At 56.7% G+C, this 11,187-nt stretch carries 9 protein-coding genes; 6 read left to right on the top strand and 3 right to left on the bottom strand.

Annotated elements, in window-relative coordinates; all coding sequences use genetic code 11:
- Window positions 1–523 precede the first annotated feature (523 nt).
- From ACQZ45_RS22160 to ACQZ45_RS22145, 4 genes are read left to right on the top strand one after another with little or no spacing between them, the layout of a single operon-like run.
- Window positions 524–2,119, top strand: a complete 1,596-nt coding sequence (locus tag ACQZ45_RS22160; protein WP_003518320.1) for a peptide ABC transporter substrate-binding protein — start codon at window positions 524–526, stop codon at window positions 2,117–2,119.
- Between the two features lie 53 nt (window positions 2,120–2,172).
- The gene (gene oppB, locus ACQZ45_RS22155) at window positions 2,173–3,096 is read left to right on the top strand and encodes an oligopeptide ABC transporter permease OppB (protein WP_013762192.1); all 924 of its coding nucleotides are present in this window, start codon (window positions 2,173–2,175) and stop codon (window positions 3,094–3,096) included.
- The gene (locus ACQZ45_RS22150) at window positions 3,089–4,219 is read left to right on the top strand and encodes an ABC transporter permease (protein ID WP_003518322.1); all 1,131 of its coding nucleotides are present in this window, start codon (window positions 3,089–3,091) and stop codon (window positions 4,217–4,219) included. Before oppB ends, ACQZ45_RS22150 begins: the two co-directional genes overlap by 8 nt.
- A 1-nt stretch (window position 4,220) precedes the next feature.
- The gene (locus tag ACQZ45_RS22145; RefSeq protein ID WP_025595145.1) at window positions 4,221–5,831 is read left to right on the top strand and encodes an ABC transporter ATP-binding protein; all 1,611 of its coding nucleotides are present in this window, start codon (window positions 4,221–4,223) and stop codon (window positions 5,829–5,831) included.
- Between the two features lie 172 nt (window positions 5,832–6,003).
- On the opposite strand, the gene ACQZ45_RS22140 is transcribed toward ACQZ45_RS22145, so the two are convergent.
- Complete coding sequence (locus ACQZ45_RS22140; protein ID WP_025595146.1) at window positions 6,004–6,840, bottom strand: helix-turn-helix domain-containing protein; 837 nt, start codon at window positions 6,838–6,840, stop codon at window positions 6,004–6,006.
- 135 nt (window positions 6,841–6,975) lie between these two features.
- Here ACQZ45_RS22140 and ACQZ45_RS22135 point away from each other — a divergent pair, with 135 nt between their 5' ends.
- Together ACQZ45_RS22135 and ACQZ45_RS22130 are read left to right on the top strand one after the other, a co-directional pair.
- A complete protein-coding gene (locus ACQZ45_RS22135; protein ID WP_025595147.1) occupies window positions 6,976–8,019 on the top strand; it encodes a fatty acid desaturase in 1,044 nt (347 codons plus the stop codon).
- 20 nt (window positions 8,020–8,039) lie between these two features.
- A complete protein-coding gene (locus tag ACQZ45_RS22130; RefSeq protein ID WP_029658842.1) occupies window positions 8,040–8,786 on the top strand; it encodes a phosphate/phosphite/phosphonate ABC transporter substrate-binding protein in 747 nt (248 codons plus the stop codon).
- 23 nt (window positions 8,787–8,809) lie between these two features.
- Here the strand turns inward: ACQZ45_RS22130 and ACQZ45_RS22125 are convergent, their stop codons facing one another.
- Entirely contained in the window at window positions 8,810–10,300 is a 1,491-nt protein-coding gene (locus ACQZ45_RS22125; RefSeq protein ID WP_025595149.1) for an HAL/PAL/TAL family ammonia-lyase, read from the bottom strand.
- 79 nt (window positions 10,301–10,379) lie between these two features.
- Window positions 10,380–11,123: a histidine utilization repressor gene (hutC, locus tag ACQZ45_RS22120; protein ID WP_025595150.1), complete on the bottom strand. Its 744-nt coding sequence runs from the start codon at window positions 11,121–11,123 to the stop codon at window positions 10,380–10,382.
- Window positions 11,124–11,187 lie beyond the last annotated feature (64 nt).

Genomic DNA, 11,187 nt, shown 5'->3' with positions numbered 1-11,187 from the left:
TAGCTGTGCCCCTCCTCATAGGGCGACAAGCGGATATCCGCTCCGGGCCGCCAAAGGCTGGGCGCGTTGGATCCACTCGTTCTACCAGCCCCGCCGATGAAACTTTGGAACCTGCGTATTTTAGATTTCACAAAATTACTAAATGAAGTGTTACCCGGCATATGCAAACGATGACATGTGTGATGCCGTAAACTTACTCGGGCTTTGATTTTCGACGGGCTGCGCGCTTTCGCGAGCCGGACTCGAAAGAGAAGATTATCCTCACCGTTTCAGCACCTGCTTGATGCTGGCGGCATCGGTATTTTCACGAGGATATCGATGGGGCCGACGGCTTGCCGCATCGATTTAACCGTCCCGGAGGTCGCGTCACGCGAGGCAATGTCCAGCGTGCGGGCCATGGCTTTGCCCTTATTCTTTTCGATCAGCAGTCACGGTGTATGCATAAACTCACAATTTATTGTGGTTGCCCTTCGGAGCAATTTGGCCTTGTTTGTAGACTTACACTCTTCACGGGAGGGAAATTATGTCGATAAAAACAACAACTCGCGCCACGCTGCTGGTAGGATCGCTTCTGATTGGCGCAAGTTCCGCACTTGCAGAAACAGTTCTTCACCGCGGCAATTCCGGGGAGCCTCAGACGCTCGATCAGGCACAGACCTCGATCAATATCGAAGCCTTTATCCTTAAAGACCTTTATGAAGGTCTCACCATTTACGATGCTGCCGGCAAGATCGTTCCCGGTACGGCGGAAAGCTGGACGCTGTCTGAGGATGGTACCGTCTACACGTTCAAACTGCGTGCAGATGCGAAGTGGTCGGATGGCACTCCGGTAACGGCTGGAGATTTTGTTTTCTCCTATCAGCGCGTCGAAGACCCGAAGACCGCAGCAAAATATGCGAATATTCTTTATCCGATCAAGAACGCCGAGAAGATAAACAAGGGCGAAACTTCGGTTGACCAGCTTGGCGTCAAGGCCGTGGATGACAAGACCCTTGAGATCACACTCGAGCGCTCAACACCGTTCTTCCTTGAACTCCTTGCCCACCAGACAGCTCTGCCGATCTCGAAGGCAAGCTTTGACAAGAACGGAACCAACTTCGTAAAGCCGGGCGTCATGGTCTCGAACGGTGCTTACAAGCTTGAAGCGCATGTTCCCAATGACAGCTTGACGGTGGTCAAGAACACCAACTTCTGGGACGCATCGAACACCAAGATCGACAAGGTCATCTTCTACCCGATCGACGACCAGGCCGCATCCGTTCGTCGTTTCGAAGCCAAGGAAATGGACCTCGCCTACAACTTTTCCGCGGACCAGATCGACCGTCTGCGCAAGGCCTATGGCGAACAGGTTCACGTTTCGCCGACGCTTGCGACCTATTACTATACCTTCGACACGCGTGAAGCGCCGTATAACGATGTCCGCGTCCGTCAAGCCCTGTCCATGGCAGTCGACCGCGATTTTCTCGCCAAGGAAATCTACAGCGGTTCGCAGGTTCCCGCCTACTCCATGGTTCCTCCGGGCATGGACTCCTACGGTGAGCCTGCGAAAGCAGAGTTTGCGACGCTGTCGCAACTCGATCGTGAAGACGAAGCCGTCAAACTCATGAAGGAAGCCGGTTACGGCGAGGGCGGCAAGCCGCTTTCCGTCGAAATTCGCTACAACACCAACCCGAACCATGAGCGCGTTGCCACCGCTATTGCGGACATGTGGAAAAATACCTTTGGCGCGAAAGTGTCACTGGTGAACCTCGACGTCGCCTCGCATTACGGCTACCTGCAGGAAGGCGGCAAGTACAACGTTGCGCGTGCAGGCTGGGTTGCCGACTATGCGGATGCGGAAAACTTCCTCGCCCTTTCGGTATCCTCCAACAAGACCTTCAACTACTCGAAGTTCAATAATGCCGAATATGATGCGCTGATGCAGAAGTCATATGACGAAAAGGATCCTGCTGCTCGCTCCAAACTGTTGCACGAGGCAGAAACCATCCTCATGAAGGAACAGCCGGTTGCTCCGCTTCTCACACAGGCGGACCTGTGGCTGGTTTCCAATCGCGTGAAGGGTTGGGAAGACAATGCTGCTAACGAACACCTCAGCCGCTTCCTGAGCGTTTCCGAATAAGCAGTGCTGGCACGGTGGCCGAAACCACCGTGCCATGTCGGAGCCTGAAAATCATGATTTCATTTATCCTGCGCCGTTTGGCGAGCGCCGTGCCGACATTGTTCATCGTCGTCACGATTTCGTTTTTCCTGATGCGTTTCGCACCGGGCGGTCCGTTCAACCTCGAGCGGCCCCTGCCCCCGCAAACCATGGAAAACCTGATGAGAACCTATCATCTGGATGAACCATTGTGGCGCCAGTATCTCATCTATCTCGGCAACGCCGCCACCGGCGATTTCGGTCCGAGCTACATCTACAAGGACAACACCGTCGCCCAGTTGATCGGCAAAGGCCTGCCCTATTCGCTGGAGCTCGGTTGCTATGCTCTTTTGCTGGCGTTGGTCGGCGGCATTCTTGCCGGCACCTTTGCCGCACTCAGACAGAATAGCACCTTCGATTTCTCCATCATGTCCATCTCGACCATCGGCATCACCGTGCCGAACTTCGTCGTCGCACCTGTCCTCACGCTTATCTTCGCCGTCTTGCTGGGGCTTCTGCCCGCAGGTAGCTGGGGTGATGGGTCGCTACGCTATCTCATTCTTCCGATGATCGCGCTCGCCTTGCCGCAGCTTGCGGTCATCGCGCGTCTGACGCGCGGTGCAATGATCGAGGCTCTGCGCATGGACCATATCCGCACCGCCAGAGCCTATGGCCTCCCGGCTCGCAGCGTCGTGGTGGTTCACGCCATGCGCGCGGCGATGCTGCCGGTCGTTTCATATCTTGCGCCTTGCGCCGCAGCGCTGCTGACGGGCTCGGCGGTCATCGAGACGATCTTCACCATTCCCGGTGTCGGCCGCTACTTCGTTCTTGGCGCCATCAATCGTGACTACACGCTGGTCATGGGAACGGTCGTTCTCATCGCCATTTTCGTCATCCTGTTCAATCTCGTGGTCGATATTCTCTACGGCCTGCTCGATCCGAGGGTCAGACATGACTGATATCTCCGGCAATATCGCCCCTCAGCCATCGGTGAAAAGCCGAAGCCTGTTCCAGCTTGCAGCCCTGCGTTTCAGACGAAACAAGGCCGCCATGGCTGGCTCCATCATGCTTGTGCTGATCACACTTTTCTCGTTTATCGGCCCGCATTTCCTTTCACACACCTATGATCAGGTGTTTTCGTCCTACGTCTCCGTCGCGCCAAGCCTCGAGCCGCGCCCGGACGTGAACAACCTCCAGAGCGTCATGGAAGGTGTGGCAGGCCGTGCGCGCGTCGAACTGAAGGAGTTTGCCGTCGAAGGGCAGACCTTCACGGCAACGGTTACCTCCAGCAGCCCGATTGACCCGCGCACGACACGTTATTTCGACCGCGCCAACGAATTCGAAAACACGAAAGTCGTTGCTACGGAAGATGATGGTCGAACGCTGAAGTTGGAAGGCGATGTCAATCGCGAATACTTCTTCTTCGGTACAGATTCAAACGGTCGCGACATGCTGGCTCGCGTAATGCTGGGCGGCCAGATCTCCATTGCCGTCGGCGTTCTCGCCAGCCTCGTTTCGCTCGGCATCGGCGTGCTTTACGGCGCTACGGCGGGTTACATCGGCGGGCGCGTCGACAATGTAATGATGCGTTTCGTCGAGATCCTCTATTCGCTGCCCTTCGTCTTCCTGGTCGTGGTTCTCGTGGTTTTCTTCGGGCGTAGCTTCATCCTGATCTTCCTTGTCATTGGCGCAGTGGAGTGGCTGGATATGGCGCGTATCGTGCGTGGCCAGACGCTTGCCTTGAAACGGCGGGAATTTGTGGCAGCAGCTCAGGCCTTGGGTTTGAGCGACTGGCAGATCATCCGCCGTCACATCATCCCCAACACCATCGGTCCCGTGGTCGTGTTCGTGACGGTCGTTGTCCCGAAAGTCATACTTCTTGAAAGCTTCCTCTCCTTTCTCGGCCTTGGCGTTCAGGCGCCACTCACGAGCTGGGGTGCGCTCATTTCCGAAGGCGCCAACAATATTCAGTCGGCCCCGTGGCTGCTGATATTCCCGGCAATCTTCTTCGTGCTGACGCTTTTTTCGCTGAACTTCGTAGGCGACGGATTGCGTGATGCACTCGATCCCAAGGATCGTTGACATGAATACGACATCTGAAAACATTCTCACCGTCCGCAATCTCAAGGTCGATTTTGCCACGCCAGACGGCACGGTCAACGCCGTCAAAGGTGTCGATCTCCACGTAAAGCAGGGTGAAACGCTCGCTGTCGTCGGGGAATCCGGCTCCGGCAAAAGCCAGACCATGATGGGCATCATGGGCCTCTTGGCTTCCAACGGCGTCATTCAAGGCTCGGCGCAATATCGTGGACGCGAGTTGGTAGGCTTGCCGGTCAACGAGCTGAACAAAATCCGTGGCGCGAAAATCACCATGATTTTCCAGGAGCCGATGACCTCGCTCGATCCGCTTTACAGGATCGGCGCGCAGATCGCCGAGCCAATCGTCCATCACCGGGGCGGCAGCAAGAAGGAAGCGAGGGCACGCGTTCTCGAGCTTCTGAAACTTGTCGGTATTCCAGACCCGGAGCGGCGCATCGACAGTTACCCGCATGAACTTTCAGGCGGCCAGCGCCAACGCGTCATGATCGCCATGGCGCTGGCAAACGAGCCGGATATTCTGATCGCGGATGAGCCAACCACCGCGCTCGACGTGACAATCCAGGCGCAGATCCTTGATCTTCTGAAGTCGTTGCAGCAGCGCTTCGGCATGGCCGTGGTGTTGATAACGCACGATCTCGGTGTCGTCAGGCATTTTGCCGATCGTGTTGCGGTTATGCGCCGAGGCGAGATCGTTGAAACCGGTCCGACGGAAGAGGTCTTCGAGCGCCCGCAGGCGGACTATACGAGGATGCTTCTCGATGCCGAACCCAGCGGCCACAAGCCGCCGGTCGGCAAAGAAGCGCCGGTCGTTCTCTCTGGCCAGAACGTCACGATCGATTATGTGATCCCGGGCGGCTTCCTGTCGAAGTCACGGGCTTTCAGGGCCGTGGACAGCGTTAATGTCAGCCTTCATCAAGGGCAGACCATCGGCATCGTCGGTGAATCCGGATCAGGCAAGTCCACGCTCGGTCGCGCGCTTCTGCGCCTTGTCACTGCAGAAGGCCGCATTTTCTTCGGCAAGACGGAAATCACCGGACTTGGCCGAACGGCAATGAGGCCATTGCGGCGGCAGCTGCAGCTCGTGTTCCAGGATCCGTATGGATCTCTTTCGCCAAGGCAGACTGTTGGAGAGATCATCACTGAGGGTCTCTTTGTGCACGACCCACAGCTCAGCCGCGCGCAGCGCGACGAGCGAGCGATAGAAGCGCTGAAAGAAGTCGGCCTCGATCCCGCCGCCCGCAACCGCTACCCGCACGAGTTTTCAGGCGGGCAACGTCAGCGTATCGCAATTGCCCGCGCGATCATCCTCAAGCCAGATGTCGTCATTCTCGATGAACCTACATCGGCGCTGGACCGATCCATTCAAGGACAAGTTATCGACCTCTTGCGTAATTTGCAGAAAACGCACAACCTTTCCTACATCTTCATCAGCCACGACCTCTCAGTCATAAAGGCCATTTCGGATTATGTCATCGTGATGAGAAACGGGAAGATTGTCGAAGAGGGAGAAACGGACGCGATATTCGAGCGGCCGGCGGCTGAATATACCAAAACACTGATCAAATCCGCGTTTTCGGCCGAAGTAACATCATAGATTACAGCCCGGCACTGCCGGGCCTTTTCTGGCCCCGTTACAAAAGATCCGGTTTGTGGAGGAGGTCGTTATTTCGCGGCCATGGCGGCCTTCCTCTCCTGTTCAATCCCGACCATATCGTCACGTAGCAAACAGGTTCGATGATGTGCGAAAGCTGGTACCCGCCACAGGACTAAGCGACGTCCAAATTCATAACAAAATCCGCGGTTTCATGGGCATGAATGCGGGTAAAACGTATCAGCTCGTCGAAGTGACGTTGCATCTTACGGATGGCTTCAGCGTTATTGAGCACAAGATACATGGCGCCGACGAAAAGTGCTGCCCGTTGCGAACCGAAGATCGTATAGGGCACGGAAAAGCGTTCTTTTTCATTGAACAGAAACAGCCGGAATGATGGGTATAGCTCGCTGATAAGTCCCGACATATGTTTGAGTTGTTCGGCACGTGTCTCGCGGTCCAAACCGCTCCACATACCGCGCCCCTGCGCAAAAGCTTCCAGCGTTTCGAGCGGCATGCAAACTTCCATGTCGGTACCAGGTTGGCGATTATAATCGAGTCGAAACGCCGTTTCGCTGGCCTGCGCCATCACACTCTGATGCGCGCCCATGGCCTCGAAAGCGATGATCTCGGGTGTGCGAAGCAGATCGGGAATGCGTGCCGGAACATAACGGATTTTGGTGCCTGCCGCTTCCGCATGCCACTTCATCAACAGCGTATCCGTATAGTCCGCACCGCCCTCCTCGATCTCGAAACTTGGCCGCAATTCCCCCATCAACCCCTGATCATGGGAAAGACCGAGTAGCCAGTCGAGCGAGACGGAATGTCGCTCGGCGATATTCAGCAGCGTCTCCACACGCGGAAGCCGCGCCGAATCACCGGAAAGCAATTGCGAAAGTGCTGATCGATCAATGCCAATGGCGGCGGCAAAAGACGCCTGGCTGTCTTCTGACCTGTTCACCAGCTGGATCAGGCGGGCACGAAACAATTCTGCGAGCGTGCGTTTGTCCACAATTCACCCGTTTGTTTATAATTATCATCATAATGCTTAAACTGTTATCAAAATCAACAGTTGGTCACCATAAACCCGTTGTGGCTGACTGAGACTGGTGCGACCCTGCGATGACAGGGGCATCAAGAGTATGAAATGACAGACATATTGGCAAAGAAGACGGCGCGGCTGACTGGCATGCGCCGCAGAAGAACGCGTGACCGAATTGAATGGCCAACAGTCTCGCTGTTGGCGGTCTGTTACGGTCTATGGATTTTGGCGGGATATTTTCTGTATCCGATGTTTCCAATCGTTTCTCTGGTGCTCATGGGCATTGCAGTTGCCCTGCACTCCTCGCTCCAGCACGAGGTTCTGCATGGGCACCCCACGCGCAATGCACGACTGAACGAAGCTTTGGTCTTTCTGCCGCTCGGGATTTTCTACCCCTATCGCAGTTACAAGCGCACGCATCTGCAACACCATGCAGACGAGCGTCTGACCGACCCATTCGACGATCCGGAAAGCTATTACCGGGCTATGGGCGACTGGCAAAAGATGCCGTCGTTCCTCAAGGTCCTGCTGGGATGGAACAATACGTTCATCGGGCGTCTGGTCATCGGCCCTCCGCTGATGGTTGTTGGTTTCACGATATCCGAATGGCGCAAGATCGCGCAGGGTGATCGGCGGGTGATCTATGCCTGGACCTTGCATCTGGCCGGACTTGTTCCGACACTGCTGGTCATATCCCTGATTTTCGGCGTTCCAATCTGGCTCTATGTCAGTGTGGCGGCCTATCTGGGCATATCCATCATTGCCATTCGCTCCTACTGCGAACATCAATGGTCCGAACAGCCGGATGGGAGAACGATCATTGTTGAAAACTCCATCCTGGCTCCACTGTTTCTCTATAACAACCTGCATTTCGTGCATCACAAAATGCCGACAGCCGCCTGGTATAAATTGCCCTCCCTCTACAGCGAGAGGCGGGCGGAGTGGCAGAAGATGAATGAAGGATATGTGTTCAGCAATTATTTCGAGGTGTTCCGTGCTTTCGCCTTCAAGGCCAAGGAACCGGTAGCGCATCCTGTCTTGAGACGGGACGAGCAAGTTTTAATCGCGTCACCCGTCGTGCCTGCCGCTCTGATTTTTTCTGACCATGCGATGCAGGAACAAGACGTGAGACTGGAAATTCCATCGTGACATGGATCGCGGCACTGCCAATGTATGACTGGCCCGAACTGCGCAATGAGACGGACAGGCTGTGGGCCGATATGCGCAACCGTTTTTTAGCAGAGGGTATCGACGCTCCCAAAGGCCTCACCAGACGCAACGGCGATATGCCGGCGGTTCCGGGAGGTATTCGTGGAAAGGACGGCGCCATCATTGCCGCAGACCCTGCCACGCTCGATCCCGATGCATTGGATCTTGCGGTGCTCTGGCGGCATCCGGCTCTGCTGATATCCGGCACCTGCTGGGGCCCAATGGAGTTTGGCCTGCAGGATCATGTGCAGGTGATTGGACAGAGCGATTATAATGGCATCAAGGGTGGTGCAGGCGAGTTCTATTCCAGCGCCATCATTGCCCGCATAGCAGACGGTGGAGAGGGTGCTGAACCTTCGAAAACCGGTGAGGCCGCTTTGCCGAAAGGATTTCTTAGCGGGAAAATACTGGCATTCAACGAGCACAAGTCATTATCCGGCTATCTCAGCTTGAAACGCGATCTGGAAGCAGAAGGCGCGGGCCTCGATCTGTTTGAAAATTGTCTCGAAACCGGTGCGCACCGCGCTTCCGTCATCGCAGTGGCCGAGGGCCGGGCGGACATTGCCGCGATCGACTGCAAATCCTGGATGCTTGCGCAACGGCATGAACCGGCCGCCCGGAGCCTTCACGTTATCGGCTGGACTGCACGGCGCAAAGGCCTGCCCTTCATCCGCGCCAAGGGTATCGACCTGCCTTTCACCACGTAAGGCACGAGCCTTACGGCTTTCAATCACATATCCGGTGGCGAGAAATCACGCAGGAGCAGCCTTGCCTTTTCCATGTCCGCAGACAGAGGCCGGTCATCCGAATAGGGCTGGAGGTGCTCGCGAAGCAGATTGTAGACCGCATTTGTTCCGGCTGCCCGCCCGGCAACACTTTCCAGGAAATCATGGGCCTGCACCCCGGCCATCCATTCGATGGCCAGAATATATTCGGCATTGTCGAGAACCGCGAGCAGCTTGTTGGCGGCAGCCGTGGGATGAGAGAGGAAATCCTCCTGTAATCCCGATGTCAGCCCTCCATCTGTGGAGGCAGGCGCGGAAAGACGTCTGCTATCGCCGACAAGAGCTGCGGCCGTATATTGCGCGATCATGAAACCTGAATGGCTTCCGGCATCGGTCGCCAGAAATGGCGGCAGACCACTCACCAGAGGATTGACCAGCCTGTCGATACGGCGCTCGCTCATGGAGGCAATCTGTGCAATGGCGATGGCGAGACTGTCTGCCGCCTGCCCCAATGCCGGGGCAACGGCATGGGCCTCCGACGAGACGATGGGCTGCTTGGGCGTGCCAAGGATCGCGGGATTGTCGGTGACGGAGGCGAGCTCTCGGTCAACTATGGAGGCGCAGGCATCGAAGATGTCGCGTGCAGCACCATGCGCATGCGGCACGGCACGCAGGCTTAGCGCGTCCTGTGTCCGCCTGCCATGAGCGGCGGCAACCAGCCCACTGCCTTCAAGCCGGGATCGCAGAGCAGCCCCGACGGCCGCGATTCCCGTCGAGGGACGCAGCGCGAGAACCGTCTCGTCAAAAGCGTCGATCTGGCAGCCTGCTGCTTCAAGCGTCAGCGCCGCTATGGCATCGGCCCAATCTAGCAGGTGATTGGCCCGCGCGAGTGCCATGCAGGAAAGACCGGTCGCACAGGCTGTACCATTGACGAGGCTCAGCCCTTCCTTGGCACCCAGCACGATGGGTTGAAGTCCCATTGCCGCCAGGGCATCCCGTCCACTCATAACGCGCCCGCCGAGCCGGGCCTGGCCTTCTCCGATCAGAACAAGCGCAACATGCGCGTTGTGCACCAGATAGCCCGCCGATCCGCGGGACGGCACGTCGGGAATACAATCCTGTTCCAGAAACGTCGACAGATGCGAGACGATCTCGCGTCGGACACCGGAGTGCCCATGGGCGAAATTGGCGATCTGCGCCGCCATGATTGCCCGAACTTCGCGAGGATCCAACAACGGGCCGACACCGCAGGCATGGCTGAGAATAATGGAGCGCGAAAGCCGACCCTGCGCGGTGCGATCCACCACAGTGTCCGACAGTGCACCGACCCCGGTATTGATGCCATAGGCACGCACACCGCTTTCGACGATGCTGTCAACGATCTGGCTCGCCCGGTCAATCCGCAGATAGGCCGCGTCTGACACACGCAGTGCCTCGCCCTTGCCGATATGGGCCACATCGCGCCAACTCAATCCATCATCCAGTAGAACAGTCATGACGTTTTCCTATGATGCAGAAACGGCTACGAGGAGCGGGAATTTTCCATCTTGAATACTGCCGGCGTTGGCCCGTGTCTCAATTACTGCTGTAAAGACGATAGCGGCTGCCGGGATAAAGGAGGCGGACAGAAGACACGATCCCCTTTGTCGACCATGTGCGACGACGCACGAGCAGGCATGGTTCCGTCTTGGAAATCGCCAGCAGCTTGCATTCCCAGGGCTGTGCGCTGACCGCCTCGATATGCTGCTCGGCCTTCACGATCGGTGCCACTCGCGTGAGATAACCGTTGGGTGTTACGAGGTTGAAATCCTGTTTGATGTAATCGGGCGCGCATTCCGAATTGACGAAACGATCCTCGATTTGCATCGGCACGCCGTCTTCCGCATGCACAATGATCGAGTGCGCAGCAAGGCTGCCAGCCGGAACAGAGAGAGCTTCGGCAAGATCTGGATCGCAGGTTTCGATTTGAAGAAGTATGACCCGCGCGCTGTGAACACCGCCGTTGCGTGTTATTTCTTCGGCAATGTTGGGTACGCTCTGGAACTGCGATGTGCGCTTCTTGGACGCAACGAACGAACCTTTGCCGCGTACACGCACCACAAGCCCTTCGTCGGCCAGCTCACGCAAAGCGCGGTTGGCCGTCATACGGCTGACACCGAGAATATCGACCAGTTCGTTTTCCGATGGAACACGTTGACCGATCTTCCACTCACCCGCCTCGACGCGACTGCGGACATAGTCCTTGAGCTTTACATAGAGCGGTGAACTCTGGTCTTCGGTGCCCTGCGCGTCACGAGCGTCCTCAGATATCGGCGGCATCACTTCCCGGAAAATCTTTCTGTCGTGATCCATAGCTATGACGTCACCAATACGCAGGGTTGTC

This window comes from Agrobacterium sp. 16-2014-1-2a (genome assembly GCF_053522705.1).
Note: the sequence above shows the minus strand (reverse complement) of the source record. Positions and strands in the feature narration are given on the sequence as shown.

Excerpts from the sequence above, each read along its gene's own strand:
- ACQZ45_RS22160 (WP_003518320.1), top strand. The coding sequence starts at position 524 with ATGTCGATAAAAACAACAACTCGCGCCACGCTGCTGGTAGGATCGCTT.
- oppB (WP_013762192.1), top strand. The coding sequence starts at position 2,173 with ATGATTTCATTTATCCTGCGCCGTTTGGCGAGCGCCGTGCCGACATTG.
- ACQZ45_RS22150 (WP_003518322.1), top strand. The coding sequence starts at position 3,089 with ATGACTGATATCTCCGGCAATATCGCCCCTCAGCCATCGGTGAAAAGC.
- ACQZ45_RS22145 (WP_025595145.1), top strand. The coding sequence starts at position 4,221 with ATGAATACGACATCTGAAAACATTCTCACCGTCCGCAATCTCAAGGTC.
- ACQZ45_RS22135 (WP_025595147.1), top strand. The coding sequence starts at position 6,976 with ATGACAGACATATTGGCAAAGAAGACGGCGCGGCTGACTGGCATGCGC.
- ACQZ45_RS22130 (WP_029658842.1), top strand. The coding sequence starts at position 8,040 with ATGTATGACTGGCCCGAACTGCGCAATGAGACGGACAGGCTGTGGGCC.
- ACQZ45_RS22125 (WP_025595149.1), bottom strand. The coding sequence starts at position 10,300 with ATGACTGTTCTACTGGATGATGGATTGAGTTGGCGCGATGTGGCCCAT.
- hutC (WP_025595150.1), bottom strand. The coding sequence starts at position 11,123 with ATGCCGCCGATATCTGAGGACGCTCGTGACGCGCAGGGCACCGAAGAC.